Below are 18,958 nucleotides of genomic sequence, written 5' to 3' on the forward strand. Positions count from 1 at the left end.
TCGGTCGAGAGGATCGCTGTCCTCCCTCTCGGGGCTCCACCCGAATATTGGGTGGAGCTTCGATGACGGTGATGTCAGGGTGGGGCGCATGCCGCCTGACTTCGAACAGTTGCTCAGGGAGCTGCATGCCACGCTGAAGCTGCGCAAGCGTCCGGAGGACGTGGCCCAGCTCATCCAGGACCTGTACGCGGCCCGGGGCGTCAGCCTAGATCCGGCCACCGAGGCTGCTCTCGCCAAGGCTGCCGAGCACTCGCTGACCCGGCTGTGGCACGGCTACACCTCCATGCTGGAGGGCTTTGCCCAGCCGGTCGGTGCTCAGCGTCAACTTTCCTGCGCGGAACGCCTGTTCGCCAGTGTGACGGACCTGCCGGTCGGTGCGGCGGACGACCCAGGACAGATCGAGGCGGTGATTCGTCGCGCAGGGCAGGAGATCTGCCGTGCCTACGGGGAGAACGACTTCGGCAGGGACCGGCTGGACCGGGCCGGGCGTGCCGAAGCCGGCCTGGGCGAGCTGTCCAAGCGTCAGTACAACAAGCGCTTCCGGTTGCTCTGCCGTATGGAGGCCAAGTTGGCGCGGCTCATCCACGAGCAGCGCCGCCACGAGGTCACCGTCACCGGCAAGGGGGCGTTCGCCCATACGCTGCCGTACGAATTGTTCGCCGCCGACCAGGACACCGCGGCCTTCGTCGCGTACGTCACGGCACGGGGCTACATGCGCAGCGTCTTCACCAACGGCAGGCAGCGGCGGGTGTACGACGAGGTCGCCGACGCCCTGTACGGGCGACTGCGGGCCCAACCGGAGCAGACCCGTTGGTACGTGGTCGCGCAGGTGCATCCGACGGCGGATGTGCTGGCGAGGCTGTCCGACGATGAGCTCGACCAGCTGCTGACCCGATGGACGCGCTTCCTGCGGGAGGTGGCCGGGCTGCTGGAGGACGCCTGGGATCGCTGTCCGCTGGAGCGCGACACCATGATCGTGCGCCGGGGCAACGACTCGTCGACCTGGAACCAGGCCGCGCAGGCGTGGAACACGGCGCGGGCGCACTGGTTGGCGCTGCTGACCGAGTTGGAGCGGACGGATGTCCTGGACCGGATCTGTCCGGGCAAGGTGCCGCGCCTGATGGCGGCCGACGTGGCGTACTGGCACCGCAGGAGCAAGGGCGGGCTGCATCCGGACACCTATGTGTGGGCGGAGCTGCCGCTGCCCTGGGAAGTGCTGCGTGGGGAAAAGGAGTGCCCGCGCCGCGGCATCCGCACCGGCGGTAGACCCGGCCCGGCCGTCCTGACTTGCGCACTTCTTCTGCCCCTGCGGTGGTTGGTCCTCGATCGGCTCGCGGAGGCTACCGAGGCAACCGCCCATTGGGTCGTCTGCGACCACCATGCGATCACCACCGTGGAATCAGGGCGCTTACCTGCGAATCGCGGTGAGGACCCGCACCGGGCGGGGATTGGACGCGCACCTGCCGCCTGGTGGTGCATCTTCAGTCGACGGCCCAGGGGAGCAGCCCGGCGCGGACGATGGACCATCCTGACGGTCTGACCAACGCGCCAGCGGTGTCGGCCGAAGCGGAGACCGCTTCGGCCGTTGACAGCGGTGGCGGTGCGGGGCGCTCCAATGCCCGTGCGACCGACCGTCGTTGCTCAGTGGTGCACGTCCCACGGCGAGGTCAGGTCGAGGCGGTCGCGAGGATGCCGGGCGCGATGTCCAGCACGAGGAGCGCTGCCGCGAGATGGGCAGGGTTGTCCTCGACCTTGACCGCTGAGAGCTCGTTCGCGCGCGAGACCCGCCGCTCGACGGTGTTGCGGTGCACATAGAGGGCGGCGGCGGCGCGTGTGGTGTTGAAGCCGCACTGTACGTAGGTGAGGAGCGCCTGCCGCAGCGCCGGGTCGGCTTCGGCCAGCCGACCGAGGGTGTTGATGACGAACCGTCGGGCGCCGGCCCGGTCCTTGGTGAGCGCGTCGATCAGCTCGACGTCGGCGTAGGCGGTGAACTGCCGGTCGGATGCGAGCCGGATGACCAGTGCCTGCGCCGCGAGGGCGTCCTGGTGGCTGGACCGGAACCCTTCGAGTCCGTGGCCGGGCCTGCCCACCGCGCCGCGGACCCCGGGTGCCGTCGCCATGGCCTGCTCCACCTGGTACAGGTCCGGGACGTTCGCACCGGAGAGCCAGATCCAACGTGAGGTGGTGCTGGCACGTGCCACCAGGGTGCTGCGGTTCGAGGCCGGGGTGCTCACCGCCGCGACGGCCAGGTCCAGGGCGTCGACGTGCCGGGGGTCGTCGATCCACAGCACGAGACCGGTGTGCCAGCGCCCCATCCGGTAGTGCAGGCGCCCCTCGGCGAGGTCCTGCGCCATCGGTGCTCCGCTGGCGATCAGCTGGATCAACGCGATCGCCTCGGCATCCGCGTTGCCCATCGCCGCGGCGAGACCGGCTTCCCGCAGCGCCAGGACGGAGTCGAGGGCGTACTGAACCAGCGACTTCGCCGACACGTCCAGGACGTCCACCAGGAGGTCGCGATCGGTGAACTTCGCCGTGCACTCCTCCAGCCACCGCCGCCAGCCCATGCCCAAGGCCACGCGCCAGGCACCGACGAAGTCCGGCGCGATGCCGCGGGAGACGAGGACGTTGATGTAGGCCGTGGCACGCGGGCCGACGTACGGCTCCACCCGCCGCCCCGGCTGCTGGACGTTCGCCGTCAACCACTGCACGAGATCGGAGCGGTTGAGCTCGCGGTCCTCCTCCGCCAGGGACGCGTCCGCGAGCAGGGCGGGGTCGTTCTGGGCCACGAGAGTGGGCGGGGTGAGGGCGTCGATCATGGCGTCCGTCTCGCTCATCAGGCGCTGGCACAGGGACCTGATCGCGTCGGCGACTTCGGGGGAAGGCGGGGGCCACAGCTCGTCCATGTCTGAAGTCTGCTCCTGATCTCGAGAAGCCAGTGCACCCGGCGTGCGCCGCGGCACCGGCGGTGGGGGAGGGAGGAGGGGGAGGGAGGAGGGGCGGCGCCCAACGTGACCTAGCCTCGTCCTACGGAGGGGCTCGTCGGAGTCGGCCGGCCACCCGCCGGCCGGGCGGCCTCGGCTCTGGGACAGGCGGTGAACGGACATCGACGGCAGCAGGACGACCGACGGGGCGCCGGAGGGCTCGCCCGCCCCCGAAGGCTCCGCAGGTCCGCGGCTGAGGGAGATCAGGGCCGGTCGAGGGTTGTCGTTGACAGAGGTCGCGCACCGGGCGGGCGTCACCAAGGGCTTTCTGAGTCAGTTGGAGCATGGCCTCACCAGCGTGTCCGTCCCGACGCTGCTGCGAATCTGCGAGGTGCTGCGGATCGGGGTGGGCGAGCTGTTCGACTACCCGGACGAGCCGGTCGTGCAGGGCGGGAGCCGGATCGATATGGGCGGCGAGGGCGTCGTCGAGTACCTGCTGACTCCTGCCGGCACCACGGAGTTCCAGGTCTTCCGCTCGGTGATCGAACCGGGTGGGGGCACCGGTGGCCCCTATCGGCTCGGCCCGGGGACCGTCTTCGCGCTGGGGCTGAGCGGCTCCACCCGCCTGGTCGTCGGTGGCGAGACCCGGATGCTGTCGGCCGGCGCGTCCACCTCGTTCTCCGGCGAGGTGCTGCACCAGTTCGACAACCCGGGGCCGATGGCGAGCGAGGTCCTGTGGGTGGTGTCGCCCCCGCTCCTGCGCGCCGCCCGAGGGCTGTCTTAGCTCCGTTTGCGCAGCTCCTCGCGGCGGATCTTGCCGGTGGCGGTTTTGGGGAGTTCGTCGATGAGGTGGAAGCGGCGCGGTCTCTTGTACGCGGCCAGGCGGCCGCGCACGAAGGCGTGGAGCTCGTCCGCGGTCGTGGTGGCCCCCGGCGTGAGGGACACGTGGGCGACGACGGCTTCGCCGCGGTAGGCGTCCGGTTCCCCGACGACGGCGGCCTCGAAGACCGCGGGGTGTTGGTAGAGGGCGTCCTCGACCTCCCGGGGCCACACCTTGTAGCCGGAGGTGTTGATCTGGTCCTTGAGCCGGCCGACCAGGTAGACCCAGCCGTCCGGGTCGAGGACGGCGACGTCGCCGGTGCGCAGGCGCCCCCGGGGGAGGGCGGCGGCGGAGCTGTCGGGCTTCTCCCAGTAGCCGGAGATCACCTGGGGCGCGGAGATCTCGAGCTCGCCGGCGGTCCCGCAGGGCAGGCTGGTGCCTTCGGCGTCGACGACGCGCACGGCGACACCGGGGGTGGGCACGCCCACCGAGAGGGTGCCGTCGGCCGCGTGGAGGCGCGCGTGCCGTCCCGGGGGCACGGCGATGCCGCCCGCGGTGGTCTCGGTCATCCCCCAGACGTTGTGGAGGTAGTGGCCGAACCGTTCCTGGAACGCCTCCACGGTGGCCGACGGCACCGGCGTAACTCGCGGCGATGACGCCGATCTTGAAGTAGGCCAGGGCGAGGTGGAACTCCCAGTCGCGGAGCGGGACGCCGCTGGGCGCGCCGACGATGAGGTCGAAGACCCGGTCACGGTAGGCGCACATCAGGGCGACGTCGGCCACCGGGTCGCCGATGGTGGACAGCTCCCAGTCGACGACCGCGGCGATCTCGGCCCCGCCGGTCGCGCGGCCGAGGCGGACCAAGGTGTCGACCGCGCTCCCGTGCCAGGCCCTGCAGCCGGGTCCGCAGCGACTCTCCTCCGGCGGCCTGGACGTCGCCGTCGAACGCGTCGTCGACGGGGAGGACCTCCTCGGCGACGAAGTTCCGCACCCGCTCGGCCAGTTCGGCCGTCGTGCCGTGCTCACTCATGGGGGACCTTCGCATCGAGTCGTTGGTAGGCGGTCGGGAGGCACGTCCGCTTCCGCAGGACGAGCGCTTGCGCCGGGCCGGCTGTGGCCGAGAGAGCGACGGAGTCGGCGACCACCGAACGGACCGGCCCCGCCGGGCCGGGGACCGCGAGGCTGTCGTTCACGGCGAACTCGCCGGGAGGGTTTAGTAGCGGTAAACGACGCAAAGCTCTATCACGCCGACGGGGGCGCCACAAGGGTGGCGGCATCGCGCGGCCGGCTTGTGCGTGGTGCACCAGGTCTGGCGCAAGGACGGTGCGCGCTGTCGTTCCCGCTCGTGGCCACGGTTGGCGACAGTGAGGTCACGACCCCGGGAACAGCGAGGAAACGCCATGACAACCAAGGTGCTCGACACCGTCGAGGAGTTCGACGTGGTCATCATCGGAGCGGGCATCTCCGGAATCGGTGCGGCCAGCTACTTCAGCCGGGAACTCCCCGGCAAGTCCCTGCTCGTACTCGAGGGCCGCGACAACATCGGCGGCACCTGGGACCTCTTCCGCTATCCGGGCATCCGCTCGGACTCGGACCTCCACACCTTCGGCTACGAGTTCAAGCCGTGGCGCCACGAAGCAGCGATCGCCGACGCGCCGCTGATCCGCGACTACCTCCGGGAGACGGCCGAGGAGAACCGGCTGGAGCCCCTCATCAGGTTGCGCCACCGGGTCGTCCGGGCCGAATGGTCCTCGCCCGACCGCCGGTGGACCCTCACGGTGGAGGTGGCGGACCCCGCCGGCGGGCCGAGCGCGACGAAGACCGTCCGCGCCGGATGGGTGTTCGCGGCCACCGGCTACTACCGGTACGACGAGGGCTTCTCTCCCCGTTTCCCCGGGCAGGAGGACTTCGAGGGCGCGGTCGTCCATCCCCAGCACTGGCCCGAGGACCTGGACTACAGCGGCAAGAAGGTCGTCGTCATCGGCAGCGGCGCGACCGCGATCACCCTGGTGCCGTCGATGGCCACCGGGCCGGGCGCCGCCCGGCACGTGACGATGCTGCAGCGGACCCCGACGTACGTGCTGGCCCTGCCGCGCGTCGACAAGCTCGCCCTGACGCTCACCAAGGTGCTCGGCGAGGAACGCGGGTACGCCGCGACGCGGTTCAAGAACATCTGGCTCGACCGCGCGGTCGTCAAGGGACTGCGCACGTTCCCGAAGGCCGGGCGACGGCTGATCCGGCACGAGAACCGCAAGCGGCTGCCCAAGGGGTTCGACGTCGACAAGCACTTCAACCCGCCGTACGACCCGTGGGACCAGCGGCTGTGCCTGGCCCCGGACGGCGACTTCTTCGACGCGATCAAGGACGGTCACGCGAGCGTCGTCACCGACACGATCACGCGGTTCAGCAGGCGCGGCATCGTGCTCGGCTCGGGCGAGGAGCTGGAGGCCGACGTCGTCGTCACCGCGACGGGGCTGAACCTGCAGCTCTTCGGCGGCATGCCGATCGTGGTCGACGGCCAGGACGTCGACCTCGCGGACGCGGTCTGTTACCGCGGGATGCTGCTGAGCGGGATCCCCAACTGGGCGATGGCGATCGGCTACACCACGTCGTCGTGGACGCTCAAGGTGAGCCTGATGTGCCGTTACTTCATCGACCTCGTCCGGCACATGGACGCCCACGGGTACGACCGGGTGGTCCCGGTCGCCCAGCCCGGGACGGAACGCAGGCCGGTGATGGACCTGAAGGCCGGCTACGCCAAGCGCGCCGAGAGCGTGCTCCCCAAGCAGGGCCTCGAGAAGCCCTGGCGGATGGCGTTGTCCTACCCCGAGGACGCCAAGGCGCTGCGCGGACCGGTCGCCGACGACAACCTCGTGTTCGGCAGCGCCCGCCGGGTCGCGCAGCCGTCCGACGGGGGGCGAGCGACCCGTGCCTGACTCCAGCGGCGTGGCCGGCGCGGACCAGTACGCGGCCCTGCCCTCCGGGCTGACGATCTGCTTCCGCGACCACGGCGACCGGACCGACCCCGCCATCCTGCTCATCGCCGGCATGGGCGAGGACCTCACCTTCTGGACCGAGCCGTTCTTCGACGCGCTCGTCGCCCGCGGCTTCCGGGTCGTCGCGATCGACAACCGCGACGTCGGCCGGTCGACGTTCGTCGACGCACCCCCTCCCGCGCTCTGGCGGCAGATCGCCGCGTGCCCGCGCGGCGACGCCTATGCGCTGGCCGACATGGCCCAGGACGCCGTCGGCGTCCTCGACCACCTCGGGATCGCCCGGGCCCACGTGGTCGGGCGGTCGATGGGCGGGATGATCGCGCAGACCCTCGCGGCCACGGCGCCCGAGCGCGTGCTGTCGCTGACGTCCCTCTACTCGACGACCGGGGCGAAGAAGGCCGGCCGGCCGGCGCTGTCGACGATCCGGCTGCTCGCCGCCCCGCCGGCCCGGACCAGGACCGAGGCGGTCCGGGCCCACCTGCGGCTCACCGGCCACGTCGCGGGAAGGGGGTACCCCATCGACGACGCGGCCGAGGCGGCCATCGCGGCGCGCGGCTGGGACCGCAGCGCCGGCGACCCGGCGGCCGGCGTGGCGCGCCAGATCCAGGCCATCCAGCGCTCCGGGGACCGGACGGCCCAGCTGAGCACGATCACCGCACCGACGCTGGTCATCAACGGTGACCGGGATCCGCTGGTCGACCCGAGCGGCGGCACCGCGACCGCACGGGCGATCCGCTCGGCGCAGCACGTGGTCGTCCCCGGCATGGGACACCACATCCCCGAGGCCCTCGTCGGCCCCGTCACCCAGTACATCGCGCAGCACGCGGCCCGCGTGGGCGAAGGAGGTAACCATGTCCGGATCTCGTGAAACCCGTTCCGGGGACGCCGCGGTCGACGTCGTGATCGTCGGCGCCGGCTTCGCCGGCCTGAGCGCCGCCGAACGGCTGACGAGCGAGGGCCGCTCGGTCCTGGTCGTGGAGGGCCGTGACCGGGTCGGCGGCCGATCGCTCTCCGGCGAGGTGGCAGGCGTGAAGGTCGACCTCGGAGCGACGTGGGTGTCACGACAGCACACCGCCATCCGGGACCTCGCGAACCGGATGGGGTGTACCACCACCGGCCAGTTCGACCAGGGGCGCAACGTGCTGTGGTTGGCGGGCCGGCGCCGCACCTACAGCGGCACCATTCCCAAGGTCTCCCCCGCGACCCTGGTGGACATGGCCCGCATGCAGACGGCGGTGAGCAAGCTGGTCGCGACCGTCGACGTGAGCGCCCCGTGGGAGACGCCCGGGGCGGGCCGGCTCGACGCCGTCTCGTTCGGCGAGTGGCTCGACCGGAAGAACGCACTGCCCAGCACCCGGGCGCTGATGACCATCGTCAGCAAGGTGCAGTGGGGCTGCACCCCGGGAGACGTCTCCCTGCTGCACGTACTGCGCTACATCCGTGCAGCGGGCGGGCTCAACCACATGCTGGACGTCGAGGGCGGAGCGAACGAGGACCGGTTCGTCGAAACCACCCAGGAGATCGCCAAGCGGGTGGCGGAGCGGCTCGGCGACCGCGTGCGGCTGGAGACGCCGGTGCGCCGCATCACGCAGGACGGCGACGGCGTCACCGTCCACACCGACTCCGGCGAGATCCACGCGGGATACGCGATCGTCACGGCCGCCCCGGCGCACCGCGCCACCATCGCGTACGAACCCGCCCTGCCCGAGCGGGCCGAGGGGCTCACGCGGACCTGGCGCATGGGCGTCCTCAGCAAGGCCTTCGTGGCCTACGACAAGCCCTTCTGGCGGGCCGACGGCTGCTCCGGCGAGGCGGTGACCGACACCGGGACCGTGTTCATCACCTTCGACGTGTCCCCCACCCCTGCCGGACCGGGCGTCCTGATGGCCTTCTGCGATCCCCGCGTCTTCGACGGCTTCAGCCCCGAGACCCGACGCGACCTGGTCGTCCAGCAACTCGTCGACCTCTACGGTCCGCAGGCCCGCACCCCGATCGACTACCTGGACCACCGCTGGGGAGCGGAGCCGTTCGCCCCGGGCGGCCCCCACCCGGTCGCCGGCCCCCACGCGACCGTGAGCTACGGCCGGGCGCTCACCGAGCCCCACGGGCGCATCCACTGGGCGGGCACCGAAACCGCCGGTGAGTGGGCCGGCACCATGAACGGCGCGGTCCTGACGGGCCGGCGCACCGCCGAGAACGTCGCCACCCTCCTGTCCCGCGACGTCCAAGAGGGGGCGTCGAGATGAAGGAGACGCTGTTCCTGCTGGCCGACCTGTGGATGATCTTCTCCGGCTACTTCTACGGTTGGACGTTCATCCGCCGCTACGGCAACTACCTCCTCGGCCTCGAGACGATGGTGGTCGCGACGTCGGGCAGCAACTTCCTGGTCTGGTCGCTGCTGGGCGCCGATCCCGGCAGCGTCCTGTACGACGTGGCCTACTTCTTCGACGCCTTCTCCAGGTCCGTCGGCATCACGGTCATCCTGATCATGGGTCTGATGATGGTCACCCATCGCTACAGACCGAGCCGAGGCGTCGACATCGCCGTGTTCGGAGCCGCGGTCGTGGCCGGCCTGTTCCTCCGGCCGTTCCACGGCGCGGACCTCCACACCGACCGCGCCGCGTTCTACGTCGCCGTGTTCTACGTCGTCGTCAATCTCCTCACGGCGGTCTTCCTCGGGTACTTCGTCAAGCGGCTCTGGCAGGCGGGCGCGAGGTGGCCGGCGGTCGCGACGGCACTGGTCACGGCCGCCGGGACCACCATCGCGATCACCTACGACTTCTTCCCCCTGCCGTTCGACGACGCGAACCGCGCGATCTTCTACACCGCCGCGCTGGCCACGTGGGGCACCCAGATATTCGTCTACTTCCGCGCCTACCGCGTGCTGCACGACCGCAACGTGGCCCCCGACGCGAAGCCGGCCCGCGCGACCGGCGCCCTCGCATGAACCCCGCACACGAAGAAGGAGTCAGGATGGCGAACAGGCACGTGTACGCGGTGGTGGACCCCGCCGACGGCACGGTGGTCAAGGAGTACCCCACCGCGACGGACGAGGCCGTCGACGGGGCGCTCGACGCGGCGGCGAAGGCCTACCCGCACTGGTCGAGGCAGACCTCCCTCACCCAGCGCGCCTGGCTGTTGAGCGCCGTCGCCGACCTGCACGAGGAGCGCAGCGCGCAGCTCGCCGCGATCATCCGGCGGGAGATGGGCAAGCCGCTGGAACAGGCCCTCGCGGAGGTCGAGTTCAGCGCCTCCATCTACCGGTACTACGCCGAGAACGCGCAGGCGTTCCTCGCCGACGAGCCGATCGAGCTCCTGGGAGGAGAGGGCACCGCTCTCATCCGCCGCCAGCCGATCGGCGTGTTGCTGGGGATCATGCCCTGGAACTACCCGTACTACCAGGTGGCCCGGTTCGCCGCGCCCAACCTCGCGCTGGGCAACACCATCGTGCTCAAGCACGCGTCGCAGTGTCCGGAGTCGTCCGCTGCACTCCAGCAGGTGTTCGCGGACGCCGGCGCTCCCGAGGGCTGCTACGTCAACGTCTACGCCACCCGCGAGCAGATCGCCGTCGCCATCGCGGACCCCCGGGTGCAGGGGGTCTCCTTCACCGGTTCGGAGCGGGCCGGCGCGGAGGTCGCCGCGCAGGCCGGGCGCAGCCTCAAGAAGGTGGTGCTCGAACTGGGCGGCTCGGACCCCTTCATCGTGCTGTCGACCGACGACCTCGACGCCACCGTCCGGGCGGCGGTCGAGGCCCGGTTCGAGAACACCGGGCAGGCGTGCAACGGCGCGAAGCGGTTCATCGTCGCCGACGACCTCTACGACGCCTTCCTCGACGCGTTCACCCACAGGGTGCTCGCCATGACCGACGGCTTGGCACCGCTGTCCTCGGTCGCCGCCGCCGAGTACCTCGAGGAACAGGTCGAGCGAGCCATCGACCACGGAGCGACCTTCATCTCCGCACGGCAGCGCGAAGGGGCGCACTTCCCGCCCGGCGTCCTGACGGACGTGTCGCCGACCTCGCCCACGGCCGCCGAGGAGCTCTTCGGCCCCGTCGCGATCCTCCACCGGGCCCGGTCCGAGGACGAGGCGGTCGAACTGGCGAACGCCACACCGTACGGACTGGGCTCCTACCTGTTCACGACCGACGCCGACCAGGCGGCACGCGTCGCCGACCGGATCGACGCGGGCATGGTCTTCGTCAACGGCGTCGGCCTCGAAGGCGCCGAACTGCCCTTCGGCGGGGTCAAGCGGTCCGGCTTCGGCCGGGAACTGGGCCGGGCCGGAATCGACGAGTTCGCCAACCGCAAGCTCATCCGCACCGCCGCGACCCGCCCGGCGCAGCCCACGGGAGGAAACCCGTCATGACCATCGAGTTCGACGCCGCCGTCCTCCGGGCCCCGGGCGCGCCGCTGACCGTCGAGCGGGTCTCCCTCCCCTCGACGCCCCCGCCCGGCGAGGTGCTCGTGCGGCTCGGAGCGAGCGGGCTGTGCCACAGCGACCTCCACGCGCTGGTCGGCGAGTGGGAGGTGCCGTCGCCGATGATCCTCGGCCACGAAGGGGCCGGGACGGTCGAGCGCGTCGGCGAAGGCGTCACGACCCTCGAGCAGGGCGACCACGTGGTGCTGTCGTGGACGCCGTCGTGTCGCCGCTGCCGCCACTGCGTCGGCGGCAGGCCGGTCCTGTGCGACCTGGTCAGCCGGCACTCGGCGAACCACCTGTCGTTCGACGGCCGATCCCGCGTCACGTCCGCGGACGGGGGCGACGTCTACAGTTTCGCCGGCCTGGGAACGTTCGGGCAGTACACCCTGGTGCCCGAGTCGGCGGCGATCGCCGTCCGCCAGGACGCCCCGTTCCCCCAGGCCGCCCTGGTCGGATGCGCCGTCACCACCGGCGTCGGCGCGGCCGTCAACACCGCCAAGGTGCGTCCGAGCGACACCGTGCTGGTCCTCGGCTGCGGCGGCGTCGGCCTGAACGCGATCCAGGGCGCCCGGCTCGTCGGCGCCCGGAGGATCATCGCCGCGGACGTCTCCGACGAGAAGCTCGAGCAGGCCCGCCGCTTCGGCGCCACCCACGTGATCAACAACCGCAGCGAGGACCTCGCCGAGCGGATCTCCCAACTCACCGACGGACGCGGCGTGGAGGTGGCCATCGAGGCCATCGGGCTGCCGCGCACCATCGAGGCCGCCTACGCGGTCCTCGCCCGAGGCGGCACGGCTGTGGTCGCCGGGCAGGTGGCGGACGGTGTGCGGATCTCCATCGACCCGTTCGTCATGTCCGACCAGGAGCTCTCCCTCATCGGGTCGAACTACGGCTCCAGCAAGCCGGATTCGGACTTCCCCCTGCTGATCGACCACTACCTGGACGGCCGGATCGACCTCGACTCCCTCGTGACGCGCGTGATCGACCTGAAGGACATCAACGAAGGCTTCGACCAACTGAAGCGCGGCATCGGCATCCGCTCGGTGATCACGTACTGAAAGGCAGTGGCAATCGCATGGCCCTGGAATCGTCCCGCCTGGCCTTCGAGCGGGCTCGCCGCAGCATCGGCGGCGGTGTGGGGTCCGGCCTGCGCGCCGCGATGCCTCCCCACCCGCTCTTCGTGCGGGAGGCACGCGGCGCCCACGTGTGGGACCTCGACGGCGACCGGTACACCGACTACGTGATGGCCTGGGGCCCGCTCGTCCTCGGGCACGGCGACCCGCGCGTGGTGTCTGCGGTGTCCGACGTCGCGACGAAGATGCAGGTCGTCGGCACCGGCCACCCCTTGGAATACCTCGCGGCGGAGGCGGTCCTGGAGGCCGTCCCGCACGGCGAGCGACTGCTGTGGAGCAACACGGGGACCGAGGCGGTCCAGGTCGCGCTCCGCCTCGCGCGCGCCGCCACCGGGCGGCGCCGCGTCCTCAAGTTCGCCAAGAGCTACCACGGCTGGCACGACACCGTGTACGCCGGGATGTCCGAGGACGACTGCGATCGCCCCGCGACCCCCGGCGGGCCGGGGCAGTCGGCCAGCGTGCTGGACGACCTGGTCGTGGCGCGCTTCAACGACGTACCTCTGGCCGAGCGCCTGCTGAGCGAGGCGGCCGAGCGGGACATCGCGGCCGTGCTCGTCGACCCGGTGATGAGCAACGCCGGCGTCGAAGCACCCGCACCGCAATTCCTGTCGACGCTGCGCACCCTCTGCGACCGGCACGGCGTCGCCCTCGTCTTCGACGAGGTGATCGCCGGATTCCGGATCGCACGGGGCGGGGCGGCCGAGAAGTACGGCGTGCTGCCCGACCTGTCCGTCTTCGGAAAGGCGATGGCCGGAGGCTTCACCCAGAGCGCCGTCGTCGGCCGAGCGGAGCTGATCGACCAGGTGACGGCCGGCGTGGTGCACGCCGGAACCTTCAACGCCAACCCGATCGCCCTGGCAGCCGTCGAGGCGACGATGCGCGTCCTGGCCGATCCGGCGGTCTACGAGCAGCTCGAAAGGGTCTCTTCCGAGTTCGAGGCCCTCGTCGGCGGCGCTCTCGGCGCGTCCCACGACTTCGGCCGCTTCAACCGGGTCGGCTCGCTCCTCCAGTACGTCCCCGCCGGCGGGGCCACCGGGCTCCACGGGACCGGTGGGCTCTGGACCGTGATCCTCGAAGGGATGCTGCGCCGGGGCTTCCTCTTCATGCCGTCCGGCAAGGTCTTCCTCAGCACGGCGCACACGACCGCCGACATCGAGGCGACGGCCGAGGCCCTCGACCGGCTCCTCAGAAGGTTCTGACGACGACTACGAGCCCAACGCCTGGGCGGGGCACTGGACCCCGGCAGGCTCGTCACCGTCGTGATCGCCTTTGCCGCATCGGTGCAGGTCTCCACGGACCGGTCGTGGTGGACGGTGGAGTACACGCCGGTGGCCCCGCCCCGGCCGCAGGAGGGGCCGGGGCGGGGACTGGGGTCAGGAGGCGGTGCCGGTGATCGTGTTGCCGGTCCTGGTCACGGTGTAGGTGACGGTGTCGCCGGTCCAGAAGCGGAAGGTGAACGTCGCCGGGACGCCGTCCTTGAGGGACTTGACGTAGTCGGGCTTGAGGGTGGTGGTGCCGGCGCCGTAGTCGGCGCGGAGGTTGTCGAACGACTGGTAGGTGGTCCAGGACGCGGGACCGGCGGCGGTGCCGTCGGCGTAGGTGGACTGGACGTTGGCCATCAGGGAGCCGTTGAACCGGGTGGGGATGGTGAGCCCGTCGAGCGTTCCGGTGGCGTTGGCCATGGTCGGCTTGTCGTACGAGCGCACGAAGAGCTTCCACGGGACGCCGTCGGAGTAGCGGACCTCGAGGGTGGCGTTGGTCCCGGCGGCGCGGTCGCCGGCGAGGCGGGTGAGGGCGTCGGCGGTCAGGGTGAGCTGGTCGCCGTCGAGGGTGTAGTCGAGGAAGGGGATGAGCGGGCGGTCGCCCTGCCAGAGGCCGGCGAACCACTGGCCGTTGCGGTTGAGGGTGATGGTCTGGGCCGCGATGGGGCCGGACTTCGGCAGGAAGAGGTTGTCGGTGGAGGCGGTGCCCGAGCGGGTCCGCCAGGAGGTCTGGATCAGGTCCTTCATCTCGGGGACCATCCACTGCATGGTGCCGCGGTTCAGGAAGTCGTTGGCGGCGTCCCAGACGGCGGAGGTCATGCCGTTGCGCCGCGCCTCGTAGTTGACGTGCTCGAAGTACTTGAGCATCTCGCCGCGCTCGACCACACCGGAGTAGGGCGAGGTGAGCAGGCCGTACTCGCCGAGGTAGACGGGGACGCCCTTGGCGACGAAGGTGTCGTGCACCCGGGCGAAGCCCTCGGTCAGGTCCGACTGGGCCTTCGCGTCGTAGGTCGGGCCGTTCGCGATGTTCACGCTGAACGGGTACCAGCTGTAGTAGTGCACGGTGGCGACCAGGTTGCGGTCGTTCAGCGAACTCATCGTGGTGGACAGGTCGTCCAGCCAGTGCTGGGTGTTGTTGGTCTCCTCCGAGGGCAGGACGAGCAGGCGGTCCTTGTTCCTGCCGCCGGAGTTGCGGACGATGCTGTGGAACGAGGTGTTGAGCTCGCGCAGGTACTGGGTCTTCTGGGCGTCGGTCGCGTTGGAGAACTGCGGTTCGTTGATGCTCTCCATGAGCAGCGTGCGCGGCTCGTCCTTGAAGGTGGTGGCGATCTGCTGCCAGGTGGAGTTGAACCGCGCCATGACGGTGTCGTGGTCGGTGGACATGGCGGCGATCCACTTCCACGAGTCGTGGTGGACGTTGATCTCCACGTACAGGCCGTCCGCCAGGGCGAGGTCGACCACCTGCTTCACCCGGTTCATCCACACCTGGTCGATGGTGAACGGGGCCGTGTCGGACTGGTGGGGGTACCAGGTGACGGGGATGCGGACGCTGCGGAAGCCCTGGGCCTTGAGGCCGTCGAAGGTGGCCTTGGTGGTGAGGGGGTTGCCCCAGGAGGTCTCGTCGGGGATGGCGTCGAGGGTGTTGCCGAGGTTCCAGCTGGGCTGCATCCGGGCGACGGCGGCCATCGGGTCGTTCGGGACCCTGGCCCCGGCGGCCTCGGCCGCGGACGGGGCCTTGTCGGCGGACGGGGCCCTGTCGGCGGGGGCGGCGATCGCCGTGCCGCCGCAGAGGGCGCCGGTGGTGACCAGGGCCACCACGAGGCCGGCCGTGCGGTGGAGGCGGCGGGCGAGCGGGCGGGAGGTGTGTCGTGCGGTGTTCACGGGTCGTCCCTTCGGGTGAACGGGGTGGGGGAGCCCCTGACGGGTGGTCAGGGGAGCGGGAGGGGCTCGTAGTCGAACCGGTCGAAGTGGACGGTGCCTTCGGCGGCGTACATGCCGATGACCCGGCCGGTGAAGCCGCCGGCCACTTCGGTGGAGAGGTAGCGGCCGTCGAGGGCGGCGAGCACGGTGAAGGTGCCGTCGGGCTCCTCGACGCCGAGGACGACGTCGTCGGGGCCGGTGCGCGGGCCTCGCGTCTCGCGCGGGACGACGTCCACGCCGAGCACCACGGCTCCGGCGGGCACCGGACGGGAGGCGACCTCGGTGCGCAGCGAGCCGATCCGGGCGAGGACCTTCACCTCGCCGTCGGCCGCCTCGATCTCGTAGTGGTGGTCCTCGTCCATGCGGACGGCGAGGCCGCCGCGCCCCTCGGTGGGATCGACCAGGGTGCGGGCGCGGCAGCCGAGGTGCTGCTGGCGGCGGCCGACCAACACCACGTCGGGCTCGTCGAGGGAGGCACCGGCGGCGCGCAGGGTGAGCCAGCCGGAACGTTCCTTCGTGGTGCACAGCTGCTCGGTGCGCCGACGTACCGAGATCCACTGGGGGTGCAGCTCGGCCTGGTCGAAGTCGTCCCGGGCCGGTACGGCGGGCACGGGGTGCAACGGCCAGGCCGGGAGCGGCAGTTCGGTGGTGACCCGGCCGACCACCGGCCAGCCGTCCACCCACTCGACCGGGGCGAGGAAGGTCTCCCGGCCGAGCACGTACCAGGCGGGGGTGCCGCCGCGCGGCCGGACGGCGAGCAGCACCATCCACCAGGAGCCGTCGGGAGCCTGGACGAGGTCGGCGTGCCCGGTGTTCTGGACGGGGCTGTCGATGCCGCGGTGGGTCAGCACCGGGTTGGCCGGGCAGGGCTCGAACGGGCCGGAGGGCGAGGTGCCGCGGGCGATGGAGACGGCGTGGCCGCGCTCGGTGCCGCCCTCGGCGATCAGCAGGTACCAGTACTCGCCGATCCGGTACAGGTGCGGTGCTTCGGGGGCCATGGCGCCGGGCGCGCCGGACCAGATCCGCTGCGGCTCGCCGATGGTCTCGCCGGTGGCCGGGTCGAGGCGGACCTGGGAGACGCCCGCGACGGTGCAGTAGCACGTGCCGTCCTCGTCCCAGGCGAGGTCCGGGTCGATGCCGTGGACGCCGGGCAGCCGGACCGGGTCGGACCAGGGGCCGGCCGGGTCGGTGGCGGTGAAGAGCAGGTTGCCGTCACCGCTGACGTTGGTGACGATAAGCCAGAACCGGCCGTCGTGGTGGCGCAGCGTCGGGGCGTAGATCCCGCCGGAGGACGGCGACTCCAGCGGCAGGCGCAGCTGGCTCGGCCGGTCGAGGGCGTTGCCGAGCTGCGCCCAGTTCACCAGGTCGCGGCTGTGGAAGACCGGGATGCCGGGGAAGTACTCGAAGCTGGAGCAGGCGAGGTAGTAGTCGTCGCCCACGCGGCAGACGCTGGGGTCGGGGTGGAAACCGGGGATCACCGGGTTGGGGACGGTGCCGGTGGGCTCGGGCTGGACGGACACGCGGTCGGTTCCTTTCGGTGGTTCATGGGGCGGGTGGTGCCCCGGGACCGCCCGGGGCACCACCGGCTCGGTGGTTCAGCCGATCGCGCAGGAGGCGCCGTTGAACCGGAAGGCGGTCGGGTTGGCGTTGCTGCTGGACCAGGTGGCCCGGAAGCCCCACTGGACGTTGCCGCCCTGTGGGACGGAGGGGTTGTAGGAGACGTTCTGGGCGGTGACGTTGCGGCCGCTCTGCGACACCGTGGCGTTCCAGGCGCTGGTGATGGTGTCGTCACCGGGGAAGGTGAAGCCGAGGGACCAGCCGTTTACCTGGCCGAGGCCGTTGTTGACGACGGTCAGGTTGGCGACCGCGACGCCCGGGGAGCCCGGCCACTCGCTCTTGGAATAGACGACCCGGCAGGGCGCGTCGGTCGGGTGCATCTGTACGACCGTGATGCCGTAGGCGGGCACGGTCTGGGTGCCTGGGCTGCCGCTCTGGGCGGTGCCGATCCCGTGGGCGTTCTTGAGGTAGGAGTGGACGGTCGGGGTGGCGGAGGAGGGGGTGAACCCGCTGTACGAGAGGTTCACCGCGGCGTCGTTGTTCGGGTCCTTGTTGATCAGCATGACGTCCACGTCGCCGTCGGCGCGGCGGACGGCGTGCGCGGTGAGCAGCGTGGACGAGCTGGCTGTCTTGACCAGGGTGTCCCCGGGCGTGCCCAGCCTGCTGATCATCTGGATGCCGTAGTAGGCGGGGAAGGGCGTGTTGGCGGCCAGCTCGCAGGGGGAGCCGCTGGAGACCATGCCGCCGTCGGCGTAGTCGGTGGCGCCTTCGACGGTGGTGACCTTGGTGCAGTCGGTGCCGTTGCGCAGGTCCCACCAGTCGACGTTGAACGCGCCGTTCTCCAGCCAGGTCAGGTAGTTGTCCGGCGCGAACAGTCCGTTGGGGGAGGTGTCCAGGTACGCCTGGGCGTTCGCCTCGGTGACGGCGATGCCGACGTTGGGGGCGTTGGAGCCGGCGTACTGGTTGATCAGCGAGCGTACGGTGCCGGTGATGTCGGCGTTCTGGGCCTGCGGCTTGGTGAGCAGGTCGGCGGGGCTGGTGCTGGTGGGGTAGGCGTGCACGATGGCGAAATCGATCTTCGAGCCGGCGATCGACAGGACGGTGTGGTTCCAGTCCTGGGTGTCGCCCGGGCCGACGATGCCGTCCGGCCAGTAGCCGGGGGTGGCCAGCACGGCGCCGATCCTCACGCTCGGGTCGGCCGCCTTCATCGCCGAGACGTACTGGAGCACGTTGTTGGCGTAGGTCGTGGCGCTCTTGCTGCTGTGGGTGTCGTACTCCCAGGTGGCGCCGTACTCGCCGTTGCCGTAGACCTCGTTGCCGATCTCCCAGTACTTGATGCCGTAGCCCTTGGTGACGTTGGCGTACCGGACCCAGTCGGCGGCCTCCTGGGGGGTGCCGGAGCCGTAGTTGGCGGTGATGATCGGCTGCGCTCCGGCGGCGCGCACGGTGCCCATGAAGGCGTCGAAGCCGGTGTTCGGGGCGACGTAGGCGCCGCCCTCGGCGGTGCCGGTCTTCCAGTGGTAGACGTCGGAGTGGCTGCCGCCGGGGTAGCGGACGGTGTTGATGCCGGCCGTGCTGAGGAGGCCGGGGGTGGCGCCGGAGTTCATGGCGGCGTCGTAGACCGGGATGTTGACGCCGACGCCGGTGGCGGGGATGTCGGCGAGGTTCAGGGCGGCGTCGACCGACACCGACACGGAGTTCGCGCTGACGGGGGTCGGTGCGGCGGTGGCGTGCGGCGCCACGGCGGCGATCGCGCCGGTGAACGCCAGCGCCAGGGCTGCCGCGGCAGCTATGGCGCGATCATGACACGTACGGGCTGACCATTTCACGTGCGTCCCTCCAGGGGGTGGGGGTGCGAGGGGTTCGAGTGGGGGTACGAACTCCCGCGGACTGGACGGCAGGGGGCCCGTGCGACTCCAGCGGACCGGGC

At 71.1% G+C, this 18,958-nt stretch carries 14 protein-coding genes; 9 read left to right on the forward strand and 5 right to left on the reverse strand.

All coding sequences use genetic code 11. The annotated features are described in order from the left end of the window. Positions 1 to 88: 88 nt before the first annotated feature. Complete coding sequence (locus tag ACIBCA_RS04255; RefSeq protein ID WP_396281283.1) at positions 89 to 1,540, forward strand: hypothetical protein; 1,452 nt, start codon at positions 89 to 91, stop codon at positions 1,538 to 1,540. A gap of 127 nt (positions 1,541 to 1,667) precedes the next feature. Here ACIBCA_RS04255 and ACIBCA_RS04260 read toward each other — a convergent pair whose 3' ends face one another. Beyond that, on the reverse strand, positions 1,668 to 2,903 hold the full coding sequence (locus ACIBCA_RS04260; protein WP_396281284.1) for a helix-turn-helix domain-containing protein: 1,236 nt from the start codon (positions 2,901 to 2,903) through the stop codon (positions 1,668 to 1,670). 271 nt (positions 2,904 to 3,174) lie between these two features. Here ACIBCA_RS04260 and ACIBCA_RS04265 point away from each other — a divergent pair, with 271 nt between their 5' ends. Next, on the forward strand, positions 3,175 to 3,705 hold the full coding sequence (locus tag ACIBCA_RS04265; protein ID WP_396281792.1) for a helix-turn-helix domain-containing protein: 531 nt from the start codon (positions 3,175 to 3,177) through the stop codon (positions 3,703 to 3,705). On the opposite strand, the gene ACIBCA_RS04270 is transcribed toward ACIBCA_RS04265, so the two are convergent. Next, positions 3,702 to 4,376 carry a class I adenylate-forming enzyme family protein gene (locus ACIBCA_RS04270; RefSeq protein WP_396281285.1) on the reverse strand — a complete coding sequence of 225 codons (675 nt, stop codon included), beginning with the start codon at positions 4,374 to 4,376 and terminating at the stop codon, positions 3,702 to 3,704. The genes ACIBCA_RS04265 and ACIBCA_RS04270 overlap by 4 nt on opposite strands. 765 nt (positions 4,377 to 5,141) lie before the next feature. Here ACIBCA_RS04270 and ACIBCA_RS04275 point away from each other — a divergent pair. From ACIBCA_RS04275 to ACIBCA_RS04305, 7 genes are read left to right on the forward strand one after another with little or no spacing between them, the layout of a single operon-like run. Next, entirely contained in the window at positions 5,142 to 6,677 is a 1,536-nt protein-coding gene (locus tag ACIBCA_RS04275; protein WP_396281286.1) for a flavin-containing monooxygenase, read from the forward strand. Further along, the gene (locus ACIBCA_RS04280) at positions 6,670 to 7,605 is read left to right on the forward strand and encodes an alpha/beta fold hydrolase (RefSeq protein WP_396281287.1); all 936 of its coding nucleotides are present in this window, start codon (positions 6,670 to 6,672) and stop codon (positions 7,603 to 7,605) included. Before ACIBCA_RS04275 ends, ACIBCA_RS04280 begins: the two co-directional genes overlap by 8 nt. Then, positions 7,589 to 8,983, forward strand: a complete 1,395-nt coding sequence (locus ACIBCA_RS04285; protein ID WP_396281288.1) for a flavin monoamine oxidase family protein — start codon at positions 7,589 to 7,591, stop codon at positions 8,981 to 8,983. Before ACIBCA_RS04280 ends, ACIBCA_RS04285 begins: the two co-directional genes overlap by 17 nt. Continuing rightward, complete coding sequence (locus tag ACIBCA_RS04290) at positions 8,980 to 9,684, forward strand: transporter (protein WP_396281289.1); 705 nt, start codon at positions 8,980 to 8,982, stop codon at positions 9,682 to 9,684. The genes ACIBCA_RS04285 and ACIBCA_RS04290 overlap by 4 nt, the downstream gene beginning before the upstream one ends. Positions 9,685 to 9,710: 26 nt before the next feature. Next, a complete protein-coding gene (locus tag ACIBCA_RS04295) occupies positions 9,711 to 11,102 on the forward strand; it encodes an NAD-dependent succinate-semialdehyde dehydrogenase (protein ID WP_396281290.1) in 1,392 nt (463 codons plus the stop codon). After that, a complete protein-coding gene (locus ACIBCA_RS04300; protein WP_396281291.1) occupies positions 11,099 to 12,214 on the forward strand; it encodes a Zn-dependent alcohol dehydrogenase in 1,116 nt (371 codons plus the stop codon). Before ACIBCA_RS04295 ends, ACIBCA_RS04300 begins: the two co-directional genes overlap by 4 nt. Positions 12,215 to 12,231: 17 nt before the next feature. Then, a complete protein-coding gene (locus ACIBCA_RS04305) occupies positions 12,232 to 13,488 on the forward strand; it encodes an aspartate aminotransferase family protein (RefSeq protein WP_396281292.1) in 1,257 nt (418 codons plus the stop codon). 174 nt (positions 13,489 to 13,662) lie between these two features. On the opposite strand, the gene ACIBCA_RS04310 is transcribed toward ACIBCA_RS04305, so the two are convergent. From ACIBCA_RS04310 to ACIBCA_RS04320, 3 genes are all read right to left on the reverse strand, one after another. Then, a complete protein-coding gene (locus ACIBCA_RS04310) occupies positions 13,663 to 15,432 on the reverse strand; it encodes a cellulase family glycosylhydrolase (RefSeq protein ID WP_396281293.1) in 1,770 nt (589 codons plus the stop codon). 47 nt (positions 15,433 to 15,479) lie between these two features. Continuing rightward, complete coding sequence (locus tag ACIBCA_RS04315; protein ID WP_396281294.1) at positions 15,480 to 16,991, reverse strand: glycoside hydrolase family 43 protein; 1,512 nt, start codon at positions 16,989 to 16,991, stop codon at positions 15,480 to 15,482. A 75-nt stretch (positions 16,992 to 17,066) separates the two neighbouring features. Further along, positions 17,067 to 18,857, reverse strand: coding sequence for a cellulose binding domain-containing protein (locus ACIBCA_RS04320; protein WP_396281295.1), 1,791 nt, complete (start codon positions 18,855 to 18,857; stop codon positions 17,067 to 17,069). Positions 18,858 to 18,958: the final 101 nt, after the last annotated feature.

The sequence above is a fragment of the Kitasatospora sp. NPDC051170 genome (assembly GCF_044455705.1).
Taxonomy (GTDB): domain Bacteria; phylum Actinomycetota; class Actinomycetes; order Streptomycetales; family Streptomycetaceae; genus Kitasatospora.